This window comes from Arthrobacter sp. 01T425, from assembly GCF_056398725.1.
In genome coordinates this window covers 32,133-58,163 of the sequence record NZ_JBFTPY010000012.1, presented here as the reverse complement: position 1 = coordinate 58,163, position 26,031 = coordinate 32,133, and the positions used below count along the sequence as shown (strand labels likewise).

Here is a 26,031-nt window from a genome sequence, read left to right as displayed (position 1 = left end):
CAGTTGGCCTTCCATGACGGAAAGCCCAATGACGGCAGCCTGAACAGGCGGAACCACGCGGTTGCGCAGCCTCCCCATAGTTCGGAACCCAGCTTCTTGTTGGGGTTTCGGCGCTACCGCGTCCAGGGGCCATTCTCCATCGAATAACTTTTTCCTATCCGGAATTCCGGCCTAATTAAGGCCAGGGATTTTCGGGCTAATTGCCACGCCCGGAACCGGTTATTCGAATTCCCTGCATCCAGCGCTCTATTTGTCGCGCCCAAAATACGGCGGCCCGTTCATCCGCCCATTCCTGCTGCCTCCTGTTCGCCCCATTGAACCAAGGCGGCTCAATCCCCACCAACGAAAGGTCCCTGTGACTACCGCAACCACCGCTCCTGCCCACCGCACAGCCCTGCCCGCCACCAGGGCGCGCCGATCGAGTCCCCGAGGGGAGGTAAGAACCATGATGAACAAGCTCTATACGGTCCTGTTCCGAAAGCTGAGCCGCAGGGAGTCGACACGCTTCAACGGCCAACTCCTGGACCAAAGGCGGGACGACACGTTCCTCGCCATGCATCAGGCCGGCCTGATTCGCTGACGCCCGATCTGCTGACGGCCGGACATTTCCGCCACCGGCGCATGGACTAGTCCCGTGCAGGGGCGGAGCCCGTTGCCGGCAGGACTGTCCGCAGCGAAGGAGGACCTGATGACTGACATTGGAACCGATCCCAGGGAGCCCGTGCGTCGCCGCACGGGCTCCCCCTTTTAAGCATCCCTTCGTGGCCAGCCGTTGTGGCGGCTCCGATACGACGTGCCAGCGAAGACCGCGGCGCGGCACGGGTCAATGTCCCCCGGTAAGCTCAAGGTCATGCAGGAGACAAAGCCGCCGGAGCGCAAACGGGTCCGATTGGTCATCCCGAGCCGCAGCGACCCTTTTCTCCGAAACTTCACGGAACTGGTAGGCGGTCCCTTGGGCCACCGCTCGGCGCCCGGGATCGTTTCGCCGGGATTCTTTACGGTGGATCGTGTTCTGGTCATCCTCACTGTCCTCGCCGCCCTGGCCGGGATTCTGCTCAAGAACTTCTGCCGCACCAACGGCTGGGAAACACCCGGGCAGTTCTACGCCACGTGCTACTCGGACTTTCCGGAGCTGTTCCGCAACCGCGGCCTCGGCGATGGCGCCTTCCCCTTCATTACCCCGGGAAGCCTCTTCGAGTACCCCGTGCTGATGGGTTTGATTGCGGGTGCCACCGCACTTCTGGTGCCCGGCGCCGGCACCGACGATCCCCGCGTCCTTGGCTACTTCGACGTCAACGCCACCTTGATCGCCGCCGTCTGGATCATCACCGTGCTGGCCACGGCGCGGACGAACCGCCGGCGGTCCTGGGACGCGGCGATGGTTGCCCTCGCCCCCGGCATTGTCCTGGCGGGCGTCATTAACTGGGACATGTGGGCCGTGTGCATGCTGGCTCTTGGCATGTACTTCTTTGCGCGGAACAAGCTCGTCCTCGCCGGGATCTTCATCGGCCTGGGCACGGCCACCAAGCTCTACCCGCTGTTGATCCTCGGCGCCGTCCTGCTGCTGGCGCTCCGGAGCGGGCGCATCCGGGCGCTGCTGATCACGGCCGGTGCCGCAACCGCGGCCTGGCTGGCGGTCAACGTCCCGGCAGCCGCGGCAAATCCGGACGGCTGGAAGTACTTCTACCAGTTCACGCAGGAGCGGCCGGCGGGCTACAGCTCGCCCTGGTTCGCCTACAACCTGGTGGCCGCCCGGCTGGGCTGGAATCCGCTTGAGGCCGCGGCCATCAACTCCCTGGCACTGGATCTGTTTCTCCTGGCCTGCATCCTGATTGCGGTCCTGGCACTGACGGCACCCCGCCGGCCGAGGATCGCGCAGCTGGCGTTCCTGATCGTGGCCGCGTTCATCCTGACCAACAAGGTGTACTCCCCCCAGTTCGTGTTGTGGCTGATCCCCCTGATCGCCCTTGCCCGGCCCCGCTGGCGTGACTTCGTCATCTGGCAAGCCATCGAAGCGCTGCACTGGGGCGCCATCTGGATGTACCTCGGGCAGGCAACCAGCGGCGGCTCGACCCAGCACAACATCGACATGCCCTACTACGTCCTGGCCGTGGTTGCCCACATGCTCGCCACCGCGTACCTGATGGCCCGTGTCGCCTGGGACATCTGGGATCCGTCCAGCGACGTGATCCGCCGCCACCGCATCGATGATCCGCATGGCGGCCCCTTCGACGGTGCACCGGACTGGCTGCGGATTGATCTGCGCCGCCCCGCGGCGTCCCTGGTGCCGTGGCGGAAGCGTGCCGTGGCGGAAAGCCACAGCGCATGACTGACGTCGCCGTCGTCGGTTCCGGCCCCAACGGGCTGGCCGCGGCGGTGACCATGGCGCGGGCCGGACTCAAAGTCCACGTGTTCGAGGCAGCCGCCACACCCGGCGGCGGACTGCGCACCGCCGAACTGATGGAACCGGGCCACTTCCACGACGTCTGTTCGGCCGTGCACCCCATGGTTCTGGCCTCACCCTTTTTCCGCCGGTTCGAGCTGTCCAGGCGCGTGCCCCTGGAGGTGCCCGAGCTCTCGTACGGATCCCCGCTCGACGGCGGCCGCGCGGCGCTGGCCTACCGTTCCCTGGACCGCACCGTTGCGGAACTCGGGAGGGACGGCGCCGCCTACCGCCAGCTCATGGAGCCCCTCGTGCGGCGGGTGGAGGGCGTCGCGGACCTCACCCTGAACCAGCTGCTGCGGATTCCGGCAGATCCCCTGGCCGCCGCCGCGTTCGGCCTCCGGGCGCTCGAACAAGGCTCGCCGCTGTGGAATGCGAGGTTCAGCCAGGACCTGGCTCCCGCACTGCTGAGCGGCGTCGCTGCGCATGCCGTGGCGCCGCTGCCCTCGATCACCGCCGCCGGCGCCGGGCTGATGCTGGGCGCCCTGGGCCATGCCGGCGGCTGGCCGGTTCCGCGCGGCGGATCGGCCGCGATTGCCCGGGCGCTGACCGCTGACATCGAGGCCCATGGCGGGGTGGTCGAGACCGGCAGGCGGATCACATCGCTCGCGGAGCTGCCGCCGGCCCGGGCCACGCTGCTGGATGTGGCACCCCCCGCGCTGCTGCACCTGGCGGAGGGCCGGCTCCCGTCGCGCTATAAGAGCGCCCTGGCGTCCTTCCGCTTCGGGAACGCTTCCTGCAAGGTCGATTTCATCCTCTCCGGACCGGTGCCGTGGGCGGCGGACGGCCTCGCCGATGCCGGGACGGTGCACGTGGGCGGCACCCGGGCGGAAACCGCCGAAGCGGAACGCCTGGTCGCCTCGGGACGGCATCCGGACCGGCCCTACGTGCTGGTATCCCAGCCCTCGCGTTTTGATGCCGGCCGCGCGCCGGCCGGCCGGCACATCCTGTGGACCTATTGCCACGTTCCGGCCGGTTCCACTGTGGACATGAGCGATGCGGTCATGGCGCAACTGGAGCGCTTCGCGCCCGGGTTCCGGGATGTGGTGGTGCAGTTCAAGGTGACCACGGCCGCAGGGCTGGCGGCGTACGACGAGAACTTCGTCGGTGGGGACTTCGGCGCAGGCCGCATGGACCTTTGGGGCATGTTGCGGCGGCCGGTGCTGAGCCCGGTGCCCTGGCGGACGCCGCTGCCAGGGGTGTACTTGTGCTCGTCGTCGACCCCGCCCGGTCCCGGCGTCACCGGGATGCCCGGCTTCCACGCCGCCCGGCATGCCCTCAAGGACATGTTCGGTCTCGGCGTCCCGGACCTCGGATACCGGGTCCCCTAGCCGCTAGCCCCGACGCGGCGCCGCAGCGGCCGCCGTCGCCGCCCTGGCGGACAGCCGTCCGTCGCGCATGCTCGCGACGGCGTCGGTGAGCGGCACGTAATCGGTGTCGTGGGTGACCATGACCGTTGCCACGCTGAACTCGTCGGTGACCTGCCGCAGCAACCGGATGATCGCTTCGCTGCGCTGGTGGTCAAGGGCTGCCGTCGGCTCGTCCACCAGCAGCACGGCAGGGTTGCCCATGAGTGCCCGGGCAATGTTGACGCGCTGGCGCTGGCCGCCGGAGAGCTGGTGCGGCCGTTTCGCCAGGGCATGCCCGAGGCCGACAAGGTCCAGCAGAGCCGCGGCGCGTTCCCCGGCCGCCCGCGCCGTCCCGCCGCGCAGGCGCTGGGTGATCACGAGCTGCTCCACCGCGGTGAGGGAGGGCAGGAGGTTGGGCTGCTGGAAGATGATGCCGATCTTGTCCCGCCGCAGTGCGGTGCGGCCGGAGTCGGGCAATCCGCCGGCGTCCTCGCCGTCGACCACCACCAGGCCGGCGGAGGGCCGGACCAGGGTGGCGGCGACGGCCAGCAGGGACGACTTGCCGGACCCCGAGGGGCCGATCAGGGACACGAATTCGCCTGCGTTCACCTTGAGGCTCACGGAATCCAGGGCCTTGAGGGTGCCGTCTCCGTCCGGGTACTCCAGGGTGACGTTGACGAGGTTCAGGGCGGTGTTGTTCAGAGTTGAATTCACGAGATATGCCTTTCTAGGAATATATGGGGCGGGCCGGGGCTGCTCAGTTGCCGCCGAGGGCGATGAGCGGATCGACGCGGGCCACGCTGCGGACCGCGAGGGCTGCCCCGGCCAGGCCCAGGAGCACGATTCCGGCGATGGGCAGCAGCGTTGTCCAGGGCGTGAGGAGGAACGGTGCCGCCTGCGCCGCGAGGACTCCGCCGGCCACACCGGCCAGCCCGCCGGCCACCGCGCCGGCCAGCAGGACCAGGGCCGCCTGCGCCATGGCGTCCCGGAGGATGTAGCGCGCGGACCCGCCCAGTGCCTTCAGAACGGCGATGTCCCGGGTGCGCTGGACCGTCCAGACCGTCAGGAAGGCAACAATCACGAGGGCTGAGATGCCGTAGAGAAAGGCCTGCATGAGCAGCAGCGAGCCGTTCTCGCTCTTGTAGGAGCCGAGGGCCTGGAAAGACCCGTCGATCGTGGTGCTGACGGTTCCCGCGGCGGTATTGGCGGCACCGAGATCTACCCCTGTTCCGGACGTGGAGTCGAATGTCACGGCCAGCACCGTCGCGGCGTCCGTGTCTTGGATATGCGCCAGCTTCTGCCAATCGGCCAGCGTGGTCCACACGACGCCGGTGTGGGAATACCACTGCTCCGGCACGACCGCCGTCACCACGAGGTCGGCGCCGCCCACCGAGGCGTGGCTGCCGATGTTGAGCTCCAGGTCCTCCGCCAGTCCAGCTCCGACGGCGATGGTTCCCTCTGCCAGCGGGGCGGGAGCCAGGCCTGCGCCGGGCTCGGTGCCGAAGACCGCAACGCTTGCCGTGTGTGCCGGCACGCCTCCGGCGCCGAGTGCCTGGAAGCGGCTCTGGCTGATCCCAACGGCGTCGGCGCGGGCGACGCCGTCGCGCGCCGACCACAGGCTCTGTTGGGCGCGCGTGACCTCGGATTCGGTAAACGAGGCCTTGGGTTCGCTCCCCGCCGGGGCGCCGAAGACCAGCTGGTCGGCCGGGAGGGCGGCGAGGGCCGACGTCGACTGGTTTCCGAGGCCGGCCGTCAGTCCGGAAAGCATGACGAGCAGGAGGGTAATGAGGGCGACGACCGCACCCATCAGGGCGAACCGTCCCTTGGCAAAGCGGATATCGCGGATGGCGAGATACATGGTGTCCTTAGTGGTGTCGTTTGAGGCGCTTGTGGCGTTGCTTCCAGCCTTCCCTCCGCCGAGCTCCGGGGCATCGGCCGCCCGGTTGGACCGCCGGCACCGGTCGGACGGCCCTGCGATCAACCAAAAGGTTGATTCCGCCGGGGGCGGGCCGTTTTCCGCAGGAGCCCCGCCGCACCGGCACTACGCTGGAAGCATGGAGGGCGACGCCGGAAACACGGTCCACAACGGCACAGGACCCAAGGGCGCTGGGCACGCCGACGCTGGGCATGCCGGCGCACCGGCGCCGGGCACGGAGCCCACCGGGGCGGCCGTCATTCTGCGCGTCCTTCGCGTGAGCCTGCACGTTGGCTTTGCGGTGCTGCTTTTGGTAGCGCTGCTCCGGCTCCTGGCCGGCGGCATCACGGGCCAGGAGTGGATCACCTTGTTGCTGGCCGTGCTGCTCGCCGCCTTTTACCTCGCGGGCACCGTGCTGGAGAAACGGCACGCCGCCCGCCGGACCCGGTTCGATCCGCGGCCCTACTCGGCCTGGTGGCTGGGCGGCGTCTGCCTCCTCTGGCTGCTGCTGGTCTGGGCCAGTGCCGACTTCGTCTGGCTGGCCTTCCCGCTGTTCTTCCTGCAGTTGCACGTGCTCCGGCGCCGGTTGGCGCTGCCGGCGATCGCACTGAGCACAGTGTTTGTCATTGCGGCGCTCTGGTTCCACAACGGCGGTACCGCGTCTCCCGATCTGGCCAGTGCGGATCCGGCCAGCGTGGGGCTGCAGCTGCCCATGGTGCTCGGGCCCTTTTTCGGCGCAGCCTTCGCTGTGGTCACCGGGCTGGCCTACCGGGCACTGTTCCTGGAGGCGGAAAACCAGCGGCTGGCGGCCGAAGAGCTCCGCCGCACCCGCGCCGAACTCGCCCGGACCCAGCACAATGCGGGCACCCTGGCCGAGCGGACCCGGCTGGCCCGGGAAATCCATGACACCCTCGCCCAGGGCTTGTCCAGCATTGTGCTGATGGGGCGCGCGGCCGAAAAGGCCCTGGACGACGGCGAACCCGCCGTGGCACGGGACAGGCTCCGCATTGTCCGGGACACGGCCGCCGCCAACCTGGCAGAGGCCCGCAACTTCGTCCGGGCCCTGCAGTCCCCCGATCTTGAGGACGGCTCCCTCGTCGCCGGACTTCTCCGGCTGTGCGAAACGACCGAAGCGGAGACCGCGGCGCGGGGTGCCGGGCTGCGTTGCCGCCTCGACGTCGAAGGCGTGCCGGTGGAACTCCCCGGCTCCCACCAGACGGTCCTGCTCCGGGCCGCGCAGGCGAGCCTGGCCAACGTGCGGGCGCATGCGCAGGCGGGCACCGCCGTCGTCACCCTTTCCTTCCTCGGCCCGGAGGTGGCCATGGACATCTACGACGACGGCGCCGGATTCGACCCCTCGGCCTTGCCGGCCCGTCCGGACGGGTCCGGCTATGGGCTGACGTCGCTGCGGGACCGCGTGGCCGCCCTCCACGGGCAGCTGGACATCGAGTCTGCCCCGGGTGAGGGAACCGTGGTGGCCATCCGGCTGCCACTGGGCCAAGCGCCCGGTTCCAACGCCGCGCCGGCGCCGGCCCGCGGGGACCGGAAATGAACAACATCCGGGTGTTCCTAGTGGACGACCACCCGGTGGTCCGGGCCGGTCTGCGGGCAATGCTGGGTGATCTGGAGGGCATCACAGTGGTGGCCGAGGCCGCCGACGGCGCCGCCGCGCTGACCGGACTGGCCAGGCTCCACACCCTGGGCGAGCCCGCGGACGTGGTGCTCATGGACCTGCAGATGGGCGCCGGCATGGACGGCGTCACCGCCACCGGCCGGATCAAGGCAGGAGAGGCCGGCGAGCCGGCGCCGCCGGTGCTCATCTTGACCACCTATGACTCCGACGCCGACATCCTGGCCGCCGTCGAGGCCGGCGCCAGCGGCTACATGCTCAAGGATGCCCCGCCGGAGCAGATCCGCCAGGCGGTGCTCTCTGCCGCGGCGGGCGGCACCGCGCTGGCCCCCGAGGTCGCGGCCCGGCTGATGGGCCGGATCAGGAATCCGGAGCCCGCCCTGTCCGCCCGCGAGGTCCAGCTGCTCGGATTGCTGGCCACCGGGATGGGAAACCGGGCGATCGCGAAGCAGCTGTTCATTTCCGAGGCCACGGTCAAGACGCACCTGGTGCACATCTACGGCAAACTCGGCGTGGACAACCGCACCGCCGCGATCGCCGTGGCAGCGCAGCGCAGGATCATCCGGCGGCCCTAGGCGTCCCCGGCGGGCAGGTGACGGTGTTATGTGACAACAGAATTGTTGGTGGCCCGGGGCATAATGGGCGCCATGGGGAACTCATCAAAACTTGCACTGGCCCTTGTGGGCCTTGTTCTTGGCGGCTCGCTGGTCGCCTGCGGCGACGGCCGTGAGGGCGCCGAAAGCGCTGCCAAACAGCTCGCCTCCGCGGTGTCCGCGCTCGACGTCGGATCCGTCGCCTTTGAGGGCAAGGACTCCGGTGCCGCCAACGACCAGCTCAAGGAAATATTCAAGGGGCTTGACCCGGCCCGGCCTGCAGTGGACAGCGGCCAACTGACGCTGGAGTCCGATAAGGCCACGGTCCCGCTCAACTACCGCTGGAAGATCGGCTCCGAAGAGTGGAAGTACACCACCTTCGCCGAATTCAAGAAGTCCGGCGACAAATGGCTGACGGTCTGGAACCCGGCCACCCTGGTCCCCGAACTGGCCGAAGGCGAGCTCGTCGGCTCGGCAACCCATTCGCCGTCGCGCGCCGACATCCTGGGCGCCGGCGGGGTCCCGCTGGTCACGTACCGGCCCGTGGTCAATGTTGGCATCGACAAGCCGGCGCTCGGCGGTGCAGACGCCGCCGATTCCGCCACCAAGCTTGCCCAACTGGTGGGGGTCGACCCTGCGGCGTACGGCCAGCAGGTCGCGGCGGCCGGCCCCGAGGCGTTCGTTGCCGCCATCACTTTGCGTGAAGAAGGACGGACCATCACCGACGCTCAGATCGGTGAGATTCCCGGCGCCCGTGCCATCCGCGACTCCCTTCCGCTGGCACCAAACCGCACCTTCGCCCGCGCCCTGCTGGGCACGGCAGCGGAGGCGAATGCAGAACAGATCGAAAAATCGAACGGCGCACTCAAAGCCGGGGACACCACGGGCACCGGTGGCCTGCAACAGCAATACGACGCGCAGCTTCGCGGCAGCGACGGCATTCAGGTCTTCGCCGAGAAGGCAGGCCTCACCGCCGCAGAGAAGCAGGCTCTGCCCAACGCGGGACGCCGCGTACTTTTTCAGACTGAGATAAAAGAAGGCACCCCGCTGAAAACCACCCTGGACCCGAAGCTGCAGCAGCTTGCGGAAGACGTCCTCGGCAAGGTCGGCCCGGCGTCGGCGATTGTGGCGCTCCGGCCCTCCAGCGGCGCCGTCCTGGCGGCCGCCTCCGGGCCGGGCAGCAACGGCTACGACACCGCGATGCTGGGACAGTATGCCCCCGGATCGATCTTCAAGATGGTCGATTCCCTGGCCATGTTCCGCAACGGCATGACGCCCGACTCCAAGGTGAACTGCCCGCCCACCCTCACGGTGGACGGCCGCACCTTCAAGAACGCCGAGGGATACCCTGAGTCCTCCCTGGGGTCCGTGACGCTGCGCGACGCCTTTGCGCACTCCTGCAACACCGCGTTCATCAACGCCCGCGACACCGTCACCCAGGCACAGCTCGAATCCGCCGCGACCTCCCTGGGCGTGGCAGTTGAAGCACCTGCGCTCGGCGCGGCCGCATTCCTCGGCTCCGTCCCCGGGGATGCCGAAGGAACCGAACATGCCGCCTCCATGATCGGCCAGGGCAAAGTGCTCCTGTCCCCCCTGGCCGCCGCCGTCATGGCCGGCTCGGTTGCCAAGGGAGCCCCGGTGGCCGCCCAGCTGGTATTGAATCCGAACGAGGGCGACAGTCCCCCAGATGCCCAGGGCGCCGCCCCCACAGGAACGGCTACAGCCGGCACGTCGCCGGCTGCCCCGGCCTCCGGTGACGCGACGCCGACGGCCCCAGCACCGGCCACGGCCGTCGAAAAGCCGGTAACTGCAGCGGAAGCCGCGGCACTGGCTGACATGATGCGGGCCGTCGTCACCAGCGGTCATGCCGGGTTCCTGGCCTCCGTCCCGGGCGAGCCCGTCGGGGCCAAGACCGGAACGGCCGAGTTCGGCAACGACACCCCGCCCAAGACGCACGCCTGGATCGTGGCCGTGCACGGTGACCTCGCCGTCGCCGTGTTCGTCGAGGACGGCGGACTCGGGGCCACCACGTCCGGGCCGCTGCTCAAGGAGTTCCTGACCCGGGCCGGCTGAGCGGACGCTTTCCCGGCCGTGGGAAGATTGAACGCGTGGCTCATATTGACGTATCCGGCATCGACTACTTCCTCTCCGACGGCACCCAGCTGCTCAACGGGGTGACCTTCAAGGTCCCGGACGGCACCAAGACAGCGCTGATCGGGCCCAACGGGACCGGCAAGACCACGCTGTTCCGGATCATTTCCGGCGATCTCGTCCCGGACGAAGGCGTGATCGGCCGGTCCGGCAACATGGGCATCATGCGCCAGTTCGTGGGCCAGGTCCGGGACGAGTCCACGGTCCGCGACCTGCTGGTCTCCGCCGCCCCGCCTGCCCTGGCCGCCGCCGCGCGGGCCGTCGACGAGGCAGAGCTCGCCATGCTGGAGCACGACGACGAGCCCACCCAAATGGCCTATGCCCAGGCGATCGTGGACTGGGGGGATGCCGGCGGCTACGACGTCGAAACCGTCTGGGACGAGGTCTGCATGGCCGCCCTCGGACTGCCCTTCGACCGGGCACAGCACCGCCCGGCGTCGAGCCTGTCCGGCGGCGAGCAGAAGCGGCTGGTCCTCGAGGCCCTCTTCGCCGGCCCCGACGAACTGCTGCTCCTCGACGAGCCGGACAACTACCTCGATGTTCCGGGCAAGCGCTGGCTCGAGGCCAAACTGAATGATTCGAAGAAGACCGTGTTCTTCATCAGCCACGACCGCGAACTGCTCAACAACGCCGCCGGCCGCATCGTCACCCTGGAACCGGGCATCAACGGCGCCGGCGCCTGGATCCACGGCGGCGGCTTCGGGTCCTACGTGGACGCCCGGGCCGACCGGAACGCGCGCTTCGAGGAACTGCGCAAGCGCTGGGACGAGGAGCACGTCAAGCTCAAGGAACTCGTCAACATGTACAAGAACAAGGCCGCGTTCCGCTCCGACATGGCCAACCGCTATCACGCGGCGCAGACCCGGCTCGCGAAGTTCCTCGAAGCCGGCCCGCCCGAGGCCCTTCCCATCGAACAGAACGTGCAGATGCGGCTCAAGGGCGGGCGCACCGCCAAGCGCGCCGTCGTGGCCGACAAGCTGGAACTGACCGGCTTGATGAAGCCGTTCTCCACCGAAATCTGGTTCGGCGACCGGGTGGGCGTCCTGGGTTCCAACGGTTCGGGCAAGAGCCACTTCCTGCGCCTGCTCGCCACCGGCGGCACGGATCCCGAGCGGGAGCACCTGCCGGTGTCCGACGTCGAGATCGCCGAGGTGCCGCACGAGGGCACCGTGAAACTCGGCGCCCGGATCCGGCCCGGATTCTTCGCCCAGACCCACGTCCGGCCCGACCTGCTGGGTAAGACCCTGCTCGAAATCCTGCACCGGGGCGACGAGCACCGCTCGGGCATGGGCCGCGAAGCCGCCGCCGGGGCCCTCGACGGCTACGGGCTGGCGGCGCAGTCCGAGCAGAAGTACGAATCCCTCTCCGGCGGCCAGCAGGCGAGGTTCCAGATCCTGCTGCTGCAACTCTCCGGGGCCACGCTGCTGCTGCTCGACGAGCCCACGGACAACCTGGACCTGCACTCGGCCGAGGCCCTGGAACGGGCGATCGACCACTTCGAGGGCACCGTCCTGGCCGTCACCCACGACCGCTGGTTCGCCCGAACCTTCGACCGCTTCCTGGTTTTCGGCTCCGACGGCAGGGTCTACGAGTCCGCCGAACCGGTCTGGGACGAAAAGCGCGTCGAGCGCGCCCGCTAGAGCCATCGCGGGGTCCACTAAGCAACGCGGGGTCAGATACCGCCCATTCCGGGGGCGGTTATGGGCGCTAAGTGACCCCGCGTTGCTATTTGAAACGCGCAACAAATGATTAAATGATCACCAACCGCTAGCATTTGAGCATGAACACTGATGAGCGGCACCGCCTGATCGGCGGACTGCTGCGCGACCGGGAGCACGTGACGGTGGACGATCTGACGGCCGCCTGCGGCGCCTCCGGCGCCACCATCCGCCGTGACCTCGACATCCTGGCCCTGCACGGCGTGTTGCGGAGGGTCCACGGCGGAGCCAAGAGCCTCGTTTTCGGCGGCGAAAACCCGCACTACGGGCAACGCGAACTCGAGGACCACACCGCCAAGATGCGGATCGCCGCCGGGGTGGCGGCCATGCTCGCGGACCGTGGACACGTCTGGCTGGACAGCGGCACCACCGCCACGGAGATCGCCCGCCAGTTGCGCCAGCGTGAGATGACGATCATGCCGATGTCGCTGCGGGCCGTCACCGCGCTGTCCGCGGACGACGGTCCGGCCGGGCGCCGCCCCGAACTCCTGATGCCCGGCGGCAGCCTCGTCCCCGGCGAACTTTCCTTCCGGGGGCCGATGACGGAATCCAACATCCGCTCGCTGCGCTTCGACACCGCCGTCGTCACGCCCTGCGCCCTGAACCTCAAGGACGGGCTGTTGGCCCACGACCTCGACGACGCCGCAGTCAAACGCGCCGGCCTCGAATCCGCCGCCCGGGTGATCGTCGCCTGTGCCGCCGCCAAATGGAACGCCACCGCCGTCGCCCTCGTCGCATCTCTGGACGCCGTGGATGCCATCGTGACCGACCGGCAGCTCAGCCCTGAAGAACTTGACCAACTCGCCCAGCACTCGGTGGAAGCAGTGATCGTATGACCAGTACCGCAACCGTCCCGCAACTCAAGGCTGCCACCGGGGCGACTTTCCTTGTCTTCGGGATCAACGGATTAGTTTTCGCCAGCTGGGCAGCCCGCATCCCGGCCGTGACGGAGATCCTGCAGATCACCGCGGGCCAGATGGGAACCCTGCTGCTGTGCGTCGCGGTCGGTTCGCTGATCGCCCTGCCGACGGCCGGGTTCGTCGTCGGCCGGATCGGCACCGCCAACACCGTCCGCAGCGCCGGACTCGTGGCCGCGGCGGCCGGTGTCGGCGTCGCGCTCTCCCTGATGGCGGCCTCCATCCCTGGGACTGCCATTGCCCTGTTCTTCTTCGGGATAGGCGTCGGGTTGTGGGATGTTTCGCAGAACATTGAAGGTGCCGACGTCGAACACCGGCTCGGGCGCACCATCATGCCGCAGTTCCACGCGGCCTTCAGCGGCGGCGCGTTCGTCGGTGCCCTGATCGGCGCCGGATTATCCACCCTGGGGGTCGGGCTCCCGGAGCACCTGCTGGTCATAGCCGCCGTCGTCGCCGTCCTGACCACGGTGGCCCCCCGGTATTTCCTGCCCCATCTGCCTGCCGAGGCACCCGCCGCGGGGGACGCGGACCGGGGCAACGCAGGTTCGGCCTGGCGGGACGGGCGCACGCTGCTGATCGGTGTCGTCGTCCTCGGCGCCACCCTGACCGAAGGCGCCGGCAACGACTGGATTGCCAAGGCCGCGGTTGACGGCCTGGGCGCCGAACAGTCCACGGGGGCGCTGCTGTTCGCCGCGTTCGTCCTGGCCATGACCGCCATGCGCTTCTTCGGTGGCCGTGCGATCGACGTCTACGGCCGCGTTGCCGTGCTGCGGGCCAGCATGGCGGCGGCGACCGCGGGCCTCTGCCTCTTCGTGTTCGCCGGCACCATCTGGCTGGCCGCCGCCGGCGCCGTGCTCTGGGGCGTGGGGGCGGCCCTCGCGTTCCCGATCGGAATGTCCGCCGCCGCGGACGACCCCAAGAAGGCGGCCGCCCGGGTGTCCGTGGTGTCCACACTGGGCTACATTGCCTTCCTCGCCGGGCCGCCCCTGCTCGGCTACCTGGGCGATGTCACCGGTGTCAGGACCGCCCTGCTGGCGATCGGGATTCCGATTGTGGTGGCGCTGGTCCTCGCCGGAGCCGCGAAGCCGCTGCCCGCGAGGTAGCAGTATGGTGGTCCAATGCGAACCATGCTGAGGAAGGCCCCCGGCCGCCTGTCGAAATTCGATCGCAAACTGGTGCGCGCCGTCTCCAATCTGCCGGGAGGAGGCCATGACGACTTCTTCCGCCGTCTGTCCGCCGCCGCCAACAAGGGCAAACTTTGGTTCGGCGTTGCCGGAGCCATGGCCCTGGTGCCCGGCAAGACGCGCCGGGCAGCGGTGCACGGACTCATCGCGCAAGGCGCCGCCTCGGCGGTCACCAACGTCGTGTTCAAGACCCTCCTGCCCCGGGCCCGCCCCCTGCCCGAACACCTTCCGGTCTTCCGCTTCGTGAACCCGCAACCGACGAGTTCGTCGATGCCGTCGGGACACTCCGCCTCCGCGGTGGCTTTCGCACTCGGGGTGGGCATGGTCCGCCCGGCCCTCGGTGCGGCGCTGGCCCCCGTCGCGGCCGGAGTGGCCTACTCCCGGGTCCACACCGGGGCCCACTGGCCCTCGGATGTGCTGTTCGGGTCCGCGATCGGCGCCGGCGCGGCCATGGTGACGCGGAAGTGGTGGCCCGTCCGTCCGCCGTTCCCGGAAACCAGCCGCGGCGCCGCCCCGGCCGCGGAACTACCGGACGGCCAGGGGCTCGGCATCGCGGTCAACACCCTCGGCGGGTCCTATGCTGACGAGACTGTCGACGCCCTGCAAAAAGTATTCCCTAAGGCGTATATAAAGGAAATCGGGCCCGGTGAGTCCGTCGACGCGGGCATCGCCCAGGTCGCGACCCGACCGGGCATTGCGGCCCTGGGCGTCTGGGGCGGCGACGGAACCGTGGGCGCCGCGGCGGCCGCCGCCGTCGAACGTTCCCTTCCGCTGCTGGTGCTCCCCGGCGGAACGCTGAACCATTTCGCCCGCGACGCCGGAACCCCCACCCTGGCGGACGCCGTGCAGGCGGCGTCGCGCGGCGAGGCCGCCGTGGCCGACGTCGGCCACGTGAGTGTCGAGCGCGGGCTCCCCGACAGCCCGGAGCAGCTCGAGCTGATCATGCTCAACACGGCCAGCATCGGCCTCTACCCGAACCTGGTCCGCCGGCGGGAGCAGCTCCAGCCGGCACTGGGCAAACCCCTGGCCGGAGTGGTGGCCATGTTCCGGACCTTCGCGGCCGGCACCCCCACCACGCTGATCGTCAACGGGGTCCGGCACCGGCTCTGGATCCTGTACATCGGCCGCGGCCGCTATTACCCCCGCGACCACGCGCCGCTGGTGCGCCCGGTACTCGCCGACGGTGTCCTGGACCTGCGGATGATCACTGCCGATGAGCCGTTCGCCCGGTTGCGCCTGCTCTGGGCCGTGCTCACGGGCACCGTGGCCACGTCCGGGATCACCCATCTGAGCGAAACGGACCGGATCACGGTGGAACCCGGGAACGGGCCCATGGTCCTCGCCGTCGACGGAGAGGTCATGCCCGGGGTGCGGCGGGTGGAATTCACGGTCCGCCCCGGCGCGCTGACCTACTACTCGCCCCTCGGCTGAACCCCGTCATCCAAACCCGTCATCCAACCCCTGTCATCCTCCCGGACTACCCTGATTAGCCCCTGAATCATCCCTGAGACCGGCGAAATACGCAGCTTGCCTCGGTAGCGTGGTGTGCAGACGGGCCCGTGACTGCGGTGCCCCGGATCATCTCCCGCTACGCAAAGGAACGCTTCCATGATCGAAGCACGAGGCCTGACCAAGGTTTACGGCGACAAGACCGCCGTCGCCGGCGTCAACTTCACCGTCGAAGCCGGCCGGGTCACCGGCTTCCTGGGTCCGAACGGGGCCGGAAAATCCACCACCATGCGCATGATCATGGGGCTGGACCGGCCGACGTCGGGCTCGGTGACCGTCAACGGGTCCCCGCTGACCAGGCACGCCGCCCCGCTGCGCGACGTCGGCGCGCTGCTCGATGCCAAGGCAGTCCACACGAGCCGCTCCGCCTACAACCACCTTCTGGCCATGGCGGCGACCCACAGCATCCCGAAGAAACGGGTCCACGAAGTCATTGAGATGACCGGGCTGGCCGAGGTGGCCAGGAAGAAGGTCGGCGGCTTCTCGCTCGGCATGGGCCAGCGGCTGGGCATCGCCGCCGCCCTTCTGGGCGACCCGCAGACCGTCATCCTGGACGAGCCCGTCAACGGCCTTGACCCGGAGGGCGTGGTGTGGGTCCGCAACCTGGTGAAGTACCTGGCCTCCGAGGGCCGCACGGTCTTCCTTTCCAGCCACCTCATGAGCGAGATGGCAGTCACGGCGGACCACCTGATCGTGATCGGCCGCGGGAGGATCATTGCGGACGCCCCGATCCAGGAGATCATCACAGGCAAGGGCCAGGGCCGGACGCGGGTCCGCACCGACCAGCCGGACCGGCTCATGCAGCTGCTGGCCGGGACCGGGGTCTCGGTGGAGGTCCAAGAGCGCGAACTCCTCGAAGTCACAGGCCTGGACCCGCGCCAGATCGCCACTGCGGCGCTGGAGAACCACGTCATGATCTACGAACTCACCCCGCTGCAGGCCAGCCTCGAGGAGGCCTACATGGAACTGACCAAGGATGAGGTCGAATACCACTCGCTGATCACCACGGGCGCCGTTCCCGTCGAAGCCGGAGGCAACTAAGCCATGAGCTCCACAACCGTTGAATCCACGCCCTCGCGCCGCGGCGCCGACTCACAGCGGTCCGGAAACGGCAGCAGTTCCGGCCCCGGCCCCAGCTTCCTGCGGGTCCTCAACTCCGAATTCATCAAGTTCCGCACCCTGCTCTCCACGCTGATCCTGCTCGGCTCAACAGTGGTGGTCATGGTGGGGTTCGGGGCGCTTTCGGCCTGGGGGACGGGCCAGTTCTCCGAGGCCGCGGCCCGGGACCCGGAGGTCGGGGCCAGGCTCGCGGCCCAGGGCGGCGACATCGCCGTCAGCGTTCCCACCTCCGGCATCGCGTTCGCCCAGCTGATCCTGGGCTCCCTCGGCGTGCTGCTGATGAGCTCCGAGTTCACCACGGGCATGGCCCGGTCCACGTTCGCGGCGGTGCCTAAACGCATCCCCGCCTTCGCGGCCAAGCTCGTGGTGGTGGTGGTGACCTCCTTCGTCGTCACCGCCGCATCCACCCTGGCCGCCGGATTCGTATCCGTGCCGATCCTGGACAACTACGGCCTGGGCCTGGACCTGGGCAGCCCGCAGTCGGTCAAGCTGCTCCTTGTCAACAGCATTTACGTGGCGGCGGTCGCGGCCATCGGCATGGCGCTGGGCACGCTGATCCGCAACTCGGCGGGCGGCATCATGAGCCTGGTGGGACTGTTCTTCGTGGCACCCATCGCGTTCCAGCTCATTCCGGGCGACTTCTTCGTGGAGGCCCGCAAATACCTGCCCGGCAACACCGTGGATCCGCTGACCGCGGTGGAGCACATCCCGGACACCCTCGAAGCCTGGCAGGCGGCCCTGGTGCTGGGCGCGTGGGTTGTCATCCCGGTGCTCCTGGCCGCCGTCCTGCTCAAGAGGCGGGACGTCTAGGCCGGCGCCACGGGCAGCGTCCAAGCCCTTCAGCATTTAGGCTCAGAGCATGATCGATGCGGTACCTGTCAGGGACGCGCCGGCCGGACCGGCCGACGCGTCCCTTGCTGAACTCACGGCCCGCCGCCGCGGCCGGCTCCGGCGCTACCTGCTGGCCAATCCGCGGGTCATGGACGTCCTGGTGGTGCTCTGCTACCTGGTCCTGGTCACGCCCACGGCGGTCGAATCGGTCATCCACGGCGACTGGCCGGTGGCCGTGTTGCTCGCCGCGGCCGCGCCGGTCCTGCTCTTCCGGCGGGCGTATCCGGTGCGGGTGGCGGCTGTTGTGGGGGCCCTGGAACTGGCGGTCACCTTCCTGCATCCCTGGGGGTCCAATGTCTCCGCCGGGCTCTGGTTTTCGCTGTACGCCGTCGCCGTCGTCCGCACCCGGCGGTTCGCCCTAGCCGCCCTGGCCCTGACCACCGCCCCGCTGCTGCTCCTGTACTTCCTGCTGGCCGTCGGCCCGCTGGACGGCCGGCTCCCGGACATGGCCGTCCGCACACCGGAGAATTTCCAGCTGCTGACGGGCATCGCGGCGGGCATCGGCATCGCGCTCTCGAATGTGATCGCCACGGGGATCGGGATCTCGGTGCGGCAGCGGCGCGAGCACGAGCACGAGATCGCGGCCTGGGCCGCCCGGGCCCAGCAGCTGGGCTCGGTCACGGAACGGAACCGGATCGCGCGCGAAATGCACGACGTCGTGGCGCACTCGCTGACGGTCATGATCAGCCTGTCGGACGGCGCCGCCGTCGTGGTCAAGAAGGATCCGGAGCGCGCCGCCGGCGTCCTGGCCGAACTCTCCCGGACCGGGCGCACCGCGCTGGCCGACATGCGGCGCGTCCTTGGCGTGCTGCGCGAGGACGCCCCCACCGGACATGCCCCGCGCGAGCCGCTGGTGGCCGGGGGCAGCCTGGCCAAACTGCTCGAGGGCTTCCGCACCGCGGGACTGCCCCTGCACTACACGCACACCGGCCCGTCCCTGCCCGACGATGCGGCGTTCCAGCTGACCGTCTACAGAATTGTGCAGGAGTCGCTGACCAACGTGCTGCGTTACGGCCGCGCCCTCAGCCGGGTGGAGGTCAGCATTGTCCGGAACGGCTCCCGCGTCACCATTGAAGTGCTCGACGACGGCAGGGGCACCGTTGACCCGGGCGCTCCCGGGACCGGCGCGCAGGCGAAGCCTGACGCACTGGACTCCTTCGGCACCGGGCATGGAATCGCCGGGATGCGGGAGCGGGCCAGGATCTACGCTGGCACCGTGTACGCCGGGCGCGCCGGTGACCGCGGCTGGCGCGTGCACGCGGAACTGAACTGCAACGGCGAGAATGCCACGGAATCAAGGGGAAACAATGTCCGACAACACGCCGGTACGCGTCCTGCTGGTGGATGACCAGCCGCTGCTTAGGATGGGCTTCCGCCTCATCCTGGAGGGTGAAGACGATTTGCGCATCGTGGGCGAGGCATCCAACGGCGCCGAAGCGGTCCGCCACGTCCGGGAGCTCGCGCCCGACGTCGTCCTGATGGATGTACGGATGCCGGTGCTGGACGGGATCGAGGCCACCCGGGCGATCGCCGCCTCGGGCTCCGACGCCAAAATCATCATCCTGACCACCTTTGACCTCGATGAATACGCCTTTGCAGCACTGCGGGCAGGGGCCTCTGCGTTCCTGCTCAAGGACGTGGCGCCGGCAGAACTGGTCAGCGCGGTCCGGGTGGTGGCCAGTGGCGACGCCGTGGTGGCACCCCGTGTTACGCAGCGGCTGTTGGAGACCTATGTCCGCGGTGCAGGCGGCCCGGATCCTGCAGGGACAGGCGGCGCCGGCGGCCAGCACGCCGGGGCGGACGAGGGCGGCCAGCAGGCCGGCAGCCCCGCACGCCCGGCGCGGGACCCGTTGCTGGAGGACCTGACACCCCGCGAAAACGAGATGCTCGGGGCGATGGCGGAGGGACTCTCCAACGCCGAAATCGCGCACCGGTACTTCCTGTCCGAGGCCACCGTCAAGACGCATGTGCGCCGGATCCTGACCAAGCTCCACCTCCGCGACCGCGTCCAGGCCGTGGTGTACGCATATGAGACCGGCCTCGTGGTGCCCAGCAACGCGGACTACTGACGGCCGCCGCCCTGCCGCCGCAAGGCAGGTTACCGGCAGGTAGTACCTGAAGCAGTGGTTTCAGGCACATTGCCGAATTGCCCGTGAGGCAACTTTGGTTGACCCTATGGCCCTCGCGTTGGGTGATGGCCCGGTCTGACCGGCCGTCATTTGTGGGACTGCACAAGACGGACGGTCCGCCGCGCGGTCTAGTGTGAAACGACATTGTGGTCCGCCGCACAGCATGGATTCGATTCCGTGCCGGCATCGAGCGGGCCTGAACCCCCCACGAAGGACGGCGCTTCCATGCCCGCTGACCAGCAGCTTTCAAAATCCCTGAAACCCAGGCATCTGTCCATGATTGCCATCGCCGGAGTGATCGGCGCCGGACTGTTTGTCGGTTCGGGTGCGGCGATCCAGCAGGCCGGCCCCGGCATCCTGGTTGCGTACGCCGCGGCGGGACTCGTCGTCATCCTCGTCATGCGGATGCTGGGCGAGATGGCCGCGGCCAACCCGGAAACCGGCTCATTTTCCACCTACGCGGACAAGGCCCTGGGCCGCTGGGCCGGGTTCAGCATCGGCTGGCTCTACGCATGGTTCTGGATCATTGTCCTCGGCATCGAGGCAACGGCTGGGGCAGCGATCATGCACCGCTGGGTCCCCGGCATTGACCAGTGGGTGTGGGCGCTTGCCCTGATGGTGCTGCTGACGCTGACCAACCTCGGGTCCGTTAAGTCGTTCGGCGAGTTCGAGTTCTGGTTCGCTTCCATCAAGGTCGCGGCAATCGTGCTCTTCCTGCTCTTCGGCGTCGCCGCGATCCTGGGCCTCATCCCCGGCGTTCCGGCGCCCGGCCTGGACAACCTGATCGGCAACGGCGGGTTCATGCCCAACGGCCCCGGCGCCGTCCTGGCCGGCATCCTCGTGGTGGTGTTCTCGTTCTTCGGCGCGGAAATTGCCACCATTGCCGCCGGCGAATCCGAGAACCCGGTCGATGCCGTCAAGAAGGCCGTGAAGTCCACTGTCTGGCGCATCCTCGTGTTCTACATCGGCTCCATCGCCATTGTGGTCACCCTGCTGCCCTGGAACTCCGCTTCCGTCGCCAAGAGCCCCTACGTCGCGGTCATTGAGCTGTTCGGCATCCCCGGCGCCGGAACCATCATGGACATTGTGGTGCTGACCTCGGTGCTCTCCTGCCTGAACTCCGGGCTCTACACCGCCAGCCGCATGCTGTTCTCGCTGTCCCGCCGCGGCGACGCCCCCAAGTCGTGGATGCGGATTTCCAAGCGCGGCGTGCCCGCCGCCGCGGTACTGGCCTCCACCGTGGTCGGCTTCGTCACCGTCGGACTGAACTACGTCGCCCCGGACACGGTCTTCCTGTTCCTGGTCAACACCTCCGGCGCCATCGCGCTGTTCGTGTGGCTCGTCATCGCGACCTCCCAGCTGATCCTGCGCCGCCGCATGGGCGCCGCCGCCAAGGACCTTCAGCTGAAAATGTGGCTCTTCCCGTACCTGACCTGGGTGTCGATCGTGAGCATCGTGGCCCTGCTGATCGGCATGGTGATCCTGGAAACCACGCGGGAATCGCTGCTGCTCTCGCTGGCTCTCGCCGCCGCCGTCGTGGGGATCGGGGTCATCCGCTACCGCAGGAACGGTGCCAAGGCCGCTGTTCCCGCAACAGGGGCCGGCGAGGCTCCTGCCGGGGACGCCACCCCGGTTGACGCCGAGCCTGGCGCTGAAGACGCCACAGTGGGCGCCCGCCCGGTGTCGTAGCCCCGGAAGGCCCCCGCGGCCGTCCCGCTCCACCGGACATGCCCTCCCCCTGCGCCCACCACTGGACATAGCGCCATCATGTCCACTGCCCGGCGCGAGGGGAGGGCATATCCATGCGTGCCGGGGGGACATGCCCAGTCCCCGGGCCGAGGGGAGGGCATGTCCATGCGTGCCGGGGCACAGCCGCGTCACAGGAAGGGACTAGCCAGCCCATAGCGCTGCCGGGTTCGATGGGGTCATGACAAAAATGCCGCAGCCCCCGCACGAGCCGCACCCCAACCACGACCGCGGCCTGGAATTCGATCTCTCCACCCTCGTCAGCCGCCGATCGCTGGGCATGTTCCTCGGCGCGGGAACGGCCGCAGCCCTTGCGGCCTGCAGCCCGGGCGGCACCAGCGGCACCAGCGGCAGTTCGACGTCGGCCGCGGGGACCTCGGCCGCAACAGCCCCGGCGCCCTCGGCCGCGTCGGCGTCGGCCACTCCGACGCTCACCCGGGCGATCGCCGAGTGCGGGGTCGAAATCCCGCAGGAAACCGCCGGCCCCTACCCCGGTGACGGTTCCAACGGGCCCAACGTCCTCGAGGCATCCGGCGTGGTTCGTCAGGACATCACATCCAGCTTCGGGACCTCCACCAGCACAGCCGAGGGCGTACCGCTGACCGTCACGCTGACCCTTCTCGACAACGCCAACGGCTGCACCCCACTGGCCGGTGCCGCGGTGTACGCCTGGCACTGTGACCGCGAGGGCAAATACTCCATGTACGATTCGGGGCTTCAGAACGAGAACTACCTCCGCGGCGTCCAGGAGGCCGACGCCAACGGCCAGGTCACGTTCAAGACCATCTACCCCGGCGCCTACAACGGCCGCTGGCCGCACATCCACTTCGAAGTGTTCGAGTCCATGAACAATGCGACGGCGGCCGGCCAGGTCCTGGCGGTGTCACAGATCGCGCTGACCGAGGCCGCGTGCAAGGAGGTCTACGCGTCGGCCGGGTACGAATCCAGCGCGCAGAACTTCCCCCGCACCACGCTGAAGTCCGACAACGTGTTCGGCAACGACGGCGGCATCTACCAGCTGGCCACCATCACCGGCTCGGTGGCCGCGGGCTACGCCGCCGGTCTCAACGTCACCGTCTAGGCGCGGCGTCGCCCGGCACCGCGGCCCCCGGGGCCCGTGCGTGCCGGGCTAGACTCGGAGCCATGCCCACACCGAGCACTGCCGCAGAGCACATCCAGGACCTCGGCGCGTACGTCAGCGCGTCGCCGTCGAGCTTCCACGCCGTCCACGAGGCCGCGCGCCGGCTGGACGCGGCGGGCTTCACCGGCCTGGACGAACTGCAGCCCTGGCCGGAGCCCGCGGCCGCCGCCGGCAAGTTCTACGTGATCCGCGACGGCGCCCTCATCGCCTGGGTGGTGCCGGCAGGCGCCGGACCGACCACGGGTTTCAACATTCTCGGCGCGCACACGGACTCGCCCTCCTTCAAACTCAAGCCGAAGCCCACTACCGGCAAGTTCGGCTGGCTGCAGGCCGGCGTCGAGGTCTACGGCGGACCCCTCCTGAACTCCTGGCTGGACCGCGAACTCCAGCTCGCCGGCCGGCTCGTCATGCGCGACGGCACGCAGCACCTCACGGCCACCGGTCCGCTGCTGCGCTTCCCGCAGCTCGCCATCCACCTGGACCGGGCCGTCAATGAGGGCCTGGCCCTGGACAAGCAGCAGCACATGAATCCGGTCTTTGGCCTGGGCGATCCCGCCGGCGAGGACCTGCTCGGACTCCTCGCGGACCGCGTTGCCAATGCCGAGGTGGATCCGGCGCAGATCGGCGGGTACGACGTCGTCATCGCAGACACCCAGGCGCCGGCGGTGTTCGGCGCCAGGGGCGAATTCTTCGCCTCCGGCCGGCTCGACAACCTCTCCGCGACGCACGCCGGGCTCACGGCGCTGATCGCGCACGCCGCCACACCCGTGCCGGACGGTGCGCCGATTGCCGTGCTGGCCGCCTTCGACCACGAGGAAATCGGCTCGGCGTCCCGGTCCGGGGCGTGCGGGCCCATCCTCGAAGACGTCCTCGTGCGGATCTCGGACGGACTCGGCGCCTCTGCAAGCCAGCGGCGGCAGGCCTTCGCGGCGTCGTTCTGCGTCTCCGCGGACGCCGGCCACGCCGTGCACCCGAACTATCCCGAGCGGCACGATCCCGCCAACCGGCCGGTCCTCAACGGTGGTCCGCTGCTGAAGATCAATGCCAACCAGCGCTATGCCACCGACGCCGCCGGCGCCGCCCTCTGGGCCCGGCTGTGCACCGACGCCGGTATTCCGTACCAGGAATTCGTCTCCAACAACGTGATGCCGTGCGGGTCGACGATCGGCCCGCTGACCGCCACCCGGCTGGGAATCCGGACGGTCGACGTCGGGGTCGCCCTGCTGTCGATGCATTCGGCGCGCGAGCTGTGCGGCGTCGAGGACCCGCACCGGCTGGCCGCGGTGACCCGGACGTTCTTCCGGACGGCGGCCTGACGCCTGGCGCCCTACGCGGCGACGCCGACTACGAGGTTGATGGTGGTTGCCAGAATGATGGTCCCAAAGAGGTAGGAGAGCAGGCTGTGCTTGAGGGCCTCGGCCCGGATGCCATGGTTCTGCAGCGCGGTGTCCGATACCTGGTACGTCATGCCCAGACTGGTGGCTAAGTAGGCGAAATCGGTGTACTGCGGCGGCCGGCTCTGGTTGAAGTCGATGCCGCCCACCCGGGAGCCTGCCCTCGTGCCCGTGCCGTAGTACAGCTCCGCGTACCGCAGTGTGAACAGCGTCTGGACCAGGGTCCAGGACAGCGCCACCGAGACTACCGCGAGCAGCCCGCCGGCAATCCTGGAGAGGGTGTCAGTGTTGTTGTGCGAATCCACGATGACCGCTCCCGCCGCCGCCAGGCTGGCGGCGTTGGCGGCCAGGATAAGCAGGTCTGTCGTGCTCCGGGCCGGGTCTTCCGTTGTGGCGTGCAACCGGGTGTCCGCGGGGTCGAGGCGGCCGATAACCAGCCAGACCCAGACGACGTAGGTCAAGGCGGCGGCGCACCAGCCAATCGTGGGAGCCTGCACCCAGTGCCCCGACATTCCGGCCGCCCCGGCGGCGAGTAGCCCCAATAGCACCATGGCGGCGAAGCGGAGACGGCTGCGGCGGAGCGGTGGCGGCACGGCTGACGAGGGGTTGGTGTGCATTTTCAGATCATGGCACAGCCGATGCGCCCCCCGACTGAACGCTGGCCGTGTGGCGGTTATCCACATGGCCGCCGACGCTCTTCCCGGCCACGCCGCGGGGCCGTACGGTGGAGGCACGGAATCGCGGATTCCGGCCCGCATGCACTAAGCTATTGAAGTCTGTGCTGCGCCCTGCCTCCGTTCCGGCGGCCGGGCATTGCACGACACCGCAAATGAACCTCCTGTTACGGAAATGCCGTAACCGCTTAGCCCAAAGGAGGTGGGTTCACATATGCGTCCTTACGAATTGATGGTAATCATCGACCCCGAGGTCGAAGAGCGTGCCGTTGAGCCGTCGCTTCAGAAGTTCCTGAACGTCATCACCAACGATGGTGGAACCATCGAAAAGGTTGACATCTGGGGCCGTCGTCGCCTGGCTTACGAAATCCAGAAGAAGTCCGAAGGTATCTACGCCGTGGTGAACTTCACCGCTGAGCCGGCTACCGCCAAGGAACTTGACCGCCAGCTGAGTCTCAACGAGACCATCATGCGCACCAAGATCACCCGCCCCGAAGAGCAGAAAGTTGTTGCTGAGTAATTCAGCGGCCAACCTTCAATCTTCATCCCCGCAGGAACGCACAAGGAGGCAGTAGATGGCAGGCGAAACCACTATCACGGTTATCGGTAACCTCACCAATGACCCCGAACTCAGGTTCACACCGTCCGGTTCGGCCGTAGCGAATTTCACCATCGCTTCTACTCCCCGCACCTTCGACCGGCAGTCCAATGAGTGGAAGGACGGGGAAACCCTGTTCCTCCGCGCTTCGGTCTGGCGCGAAGCAGCCGAAAACGTCGCCGAGTCCCTGACCAAGGGCATGCGCGTTATCGTCTCCGGCCGCTTGAAGAGCCGTTCCTACGAAACAAAAGAAGGCGAGAAGCGCACCGTTATCGAGCTTGAGGTCGATGAAATCGGCCCGAGCCTGCGCTACGCCAACGCCAAGGTCAACCGCACCCAGCGCTCCGGCGGTCAGGGTGGTCAGGGTGGCTTCGGCGGCGGCAACAGCGGCGGTGGATTCGGTGGCGGCCAGGGTGCAAACCAGGGCGGCAACACCGGTGGGACATGGGGCGGCAACCAGCCCGCCGCGCAGGAAGACCCGTGGGCCACGCCCGGGGTCAGCAATGCGGGCGGCGGCTGGGGCAACGGCCCGGATTCCGAACCTCCCTTCTAAACAACATCTAAGGTCCGGCAACGAAAACCGACTGGCCGCCGCAAGGCGGTCTGGTGCAGACTGCGCCGGATCACCACCATCCCGTGGATCAATATCCACGGGCTCCATCGAATAGGAGCTCCACGATGGCTAAGGCTGAACTCCGTAAGCCCAAACCAAAGTCCAACCCCTTGAAGGCCGCTGACATCACTGTCATCGACTACAAGGACGTAGCATTGCTGCGCAAGTTCATCTCCGACCGCGGAAAGATCCGCGCCCGTCGCGTCACTGGCGTCACGGTGCAGGAACAGCGCAAGATCGCCCAGGCAATCAAGAACGCCCGCGAAGTTGCTCTGCTGCCTTACTCCGGCGCTGGCCGCGGCTAAGGAAGGGATTAA

General features: G+C 68.5%; 23 protein-coding genes. 20 read left to right on the top strand and 3 right to left on the bottom strand.

Translation table 11 applies throughout. From position 1 onward, the window contains the following. Positions 1-445: 445 nt before the first annotated feature. The 3 genes from AC1DNG_RS14300 (at position 446) to AC1DNG_RS14290 (ending at position 3,774) form a co-directional block, all read left to right on the top strand. Positions 446-580, top strand: a complete 135-nt coding sequence (locus AC1DNG_RS14300) for a hypothetical protein (RefSeq protein ID WP_263407439.1) — start codon at positions 446-448, stop codon at positions 578-580. Positions 581-850: 270 nt separating this feature from the next. Next, the gene (locus AC1DNG_RS14295) at positions 851-2,329 is read left to right on the top strand and encodes a glycosyltransferase family 87 protein (RefSeq protein ID WP_476850699.1); all 1,479 of its coding nucleotides are present in this window, start codon (positions 851-853) and stop codon (positions 2,327-2,329) included. Then, entirely contained in the window at positions 2,326-3,774 is a 1,449-nt protein-coding gene (locus AC1DNG_RS14290) for a phytoene desaturase family protein (protein ID WP_476856765.1), read from the top strand. The genes AC1DNG_RS14295 and AC1DNG_RS14290 overlap by 4 nt, the downstream gene beginning before the upstream one ends. Before the next feature lie 3 nt (positions 3,775-3,777). Here AC1DNG_RS14290 and AC1DNG_RS14285 read toward each other — a convergent pair whose 3' ends face one another. Then, positions 3,778-4,506 carry an ABC transporter ATP-binding protein gene (locus tag AC1DNG_RS14285; protein WP_476887643.1) on the bottom strand — a complete coding sequence of 243 codons (729 nt, stop codon included), beginning with the start codon at positions 4,504-4,506 and terminating at the stop codon, positions 3,778-3,780. Positions 4,507-4,549: 43 nt separating this feature from the next. After that, the gene (locus AC1DNG_RS14280; RefSeq protein WP_476887642.1) at positions 4,550-5,650 is read right to left on the bottom strand and encodes an FtsX-like permease family protein; all 1,101 of its coding nucleotides are present in this window, start codon (positions 5,648-5,650) and stop codon (positions 4,550-4,552) included. A gap of 196 nt (positions 5,651-5,846) precedes the next feature. On the opposite strand from AC1DNG_RS14280, the gene AC1DNG_RS14275 reads away from it, so the two are divergent. The 14 genes from AC1DNG_RS14275 to AC1DNG_RS14210 all read left to right on the top strand — a co-directional run bounded on the left by AC1DNG_RS14275 (position 5,847) and on the right by AC1DNG_RS14210 (position 23,751). Then, positions 5,847-7,259, top strand: a complete 1,413-nt coding sequence (locus AC1DNG_RS14275; RefSeq protein WP_476887641.1) for a sensor histidine kinase — start codon at positions 5,847-5,849, stop codon at positions 7,257-7,259. Continuing rightward, positions 7,256-7,912, top strand: a complete 657-nt coding sequence (locus AC1DNG_RS14270; RefSeq protein WP_476887640.1) for a response regulator — start codon at positions 7,256-7,258, stop codon at positions 7,910-7,912. Before AC1DNG_RS14275 ends, AC1DNG_RS14270 begins: the two co-directional genes overlap by 4 nt. A 72-nt stretch (positions 7,913-7,984) precedes the next feature. Next, on the top strand, positions 7,985-10,003 hold the full coding sequence (locus AC1DNG_RS14265) for a penicillin-binding transpeptidase domain-containing protein (protein WP_476856769.1): 2,019 nt from the start codon (positions 7,985-7,987) through the stop codon (positions 10,001-10,003). Positions 10,004-10,038: 35 nt separating this feature from the next. Then, positions 10,039-11,721 (top strand): ABC-F family ATP-binding cassette domain-containing protein, encoded by a 1,683-nt coding sequence (locus AC1DNG_RS14260; protein ID WP_476856770.1) that lies wholly within the window; start codon positions 10,039-10,041, stop codon positions 11,719-11,721. A 140-nt stretch (positions 11,722-11,861) separates the two neighbouring features. Next, entirely contained in the window at positions 11,862-12,635 is a 774-nt protein-coding gene (locus AC1DNG_RS14255; protein ID WP_476856771.1) for a DeoR/GlpR family DNA-binding transcription regulator, read from the top strand. Continuing rightward, on the top strand, positions 12,632-13,819 hold the full coding sequence (locus tag AC1DNG_RS14250; protein WP_476856772.1) for an MFS transporter: 1,188 nt from the start codon (positions 12,632-12,634) through the stop codon (positions 13,817-13,819). Before AC1DNG_RS14255 ends, AC1DNG_RS14250 begins: the two co-directional genes overlap by 4 nt. Positions 13,820-13,834: 15 nt before the next feature. Continuing rightward, entirely contained in the window at positions 13,835-15,331 is a 1,497-nt protein-coding gene (locus AC1DNG_RS14245; protein ID WP_476856773.1) for a phosphatase PAP2 family protein, read from the top strand. A 177-nt stretch (positions 15,332-15,508) separates the two neighbouring features. Beyond that, positions 15,509-16,450, top strand: a complete 942-nt coding sequence (locus AC1DNG_RS14240; protein ID WP_476856774.1) for an ABC transporter ATP-binding protein — start codon at positions 15,509-15,511, stop codon at positions 16,448-16,450. Positions 16,451-16,453: 3 nt separating this feature from the next. Then, positions 16,454-17,338 carry an ABC transporter permease gene (locus AC1DNG_RS14235; protein ID WP_476856775.1) on the top strand — a complete coding sequence of 295 codons (885 nt, stop codon included), beginning with the start codon at positions 16,454-16,456 and terminating at the stop codon, positions 17,336-17,338. A 49-nt stretch (positions 17,339-17,387) separates the two neighbouring features. Further along, a complete protein-coding gene (locus tag AC1DNG_RS14230; RefSeq protein WP_476856776.1) occupies positions 17,388-18,767 on the top strand; it encodes a sensor histidine kinase in 1,380 nt (459 codons plus the stop codon). Then, complete coding sequence (locus tag AC1DNG_RS14225; protein ID WP_476856777.1) at positions 18,727-19,488, top strand: response regulator; 762 nt, start codon at positions 18,727-18,729, stop codon at positions 19,486-19,488. The genes AC1DNG_RS14230 and AC1DNG_RS14225 overlap by 41 nt, the downstream gene beginning before the upstream one ends. Positions 19,489-19,773: 285 nt before the next feature. Beyond that, positions 19,774-21,237: an amino acid permease gene (locus AC1DNG_RS14220; protein ID WP_223914895.1), complete on the top strand. Its 1,464-nt coding sequence runs from the start codon at positions 19,774-19,776 to the stop codon at positions 21,235-21,237. Between the two features lie 247 nt (positions 21,238-21,484). Beyond that, positions 21,485-22,375 carry an intradiol ring-cleavage dioxygenase gene (locus AC1DNG_RS14215; RefSeq protein WP_476856795.1) on the top strand — a complete coding sequence of 297 codons (891 nt, stop codon included), beginning with the start codon at positions 21,485-21,487 and terminating at the stop codon, positions 22,373-22,375. Positions 22,376-22,437: 62 nt separating this feature from the next. Then, positions 22,438-23,751, top strand: a complete 1,314-nt coding sequence (locus AC1DNG_RS14210) for a M18 family aminopeptidase (protein WP_476856778.1) — start codon at positions 22,438-22,440, stop codon at positions 23,749-23,751. Between the two features lie 11 nt (positions 23,752-23,762). Here AC1DNG_RS14210 and AC1DNG_RS14205 read toward each other — a convergent pair whose 3' ends face one another. Then, positions 23,763-24,446 carry a DUF1345 domain-containing protein gene (locus AC1DNG_RS14205; RefSeq protein WP_476870321.1) on the bottom strand — a complete coding sequence of 228 codons (684 nt, stop codon included), beginning with the start codon at positions 24,444-24,446 and terminating at the stop codon, positions 23,763-23,765. 271 nt (positions 24,447-24,717) lie between these two features. On the opposite strand from AC1DNG_RS14205, the gene rpsF reads away from it, so the two are divergent. The 3 genes from rpsF to rpsR all read left to right on the top strand — a co-directional run bounded on the left by rpsF (position 24,718) and on the right by rpsR (position 26,019). Next, complete coding sequence (gene rpsF, locus AC1DNG_RS14200; protein WP_026266755.1) at positions 24,718-25,023, top strand: 30S ribosomal protein S6; 306 nt, start codon at positions 24,718-24,720, stop codon at positions 25,021-25,023. A 55-nt stretch (positions 25,024-25,078) separates the two neighbouring features. Continuing rightward, positions 25,079-25,654, top strand: a complete 576-nt coding sequence (locus tag AC1DNG_RS14195; protein WP_018775330.1) for a single-stranded DNA-binding protein — start codon at positions 25,079-25,081, stop codon at positions 25,652-25,654. Positions 25,655-25,779: 125 nt separating this feature from the next. Then, positions 25,780-26,019: a 30S ribosomal protein S18 gene (gene rpsR, locus AC1DNG_RS14190; RefSeq protein WP_003800144.1), complete on the top strand. Its 240-nt coding sequence runs from the start codon at positions 25,780-25,782 to the stop codon at positions 26,017-26,019. Positions 26,020-26,031 lie beyond the last annotated feature (12 nt).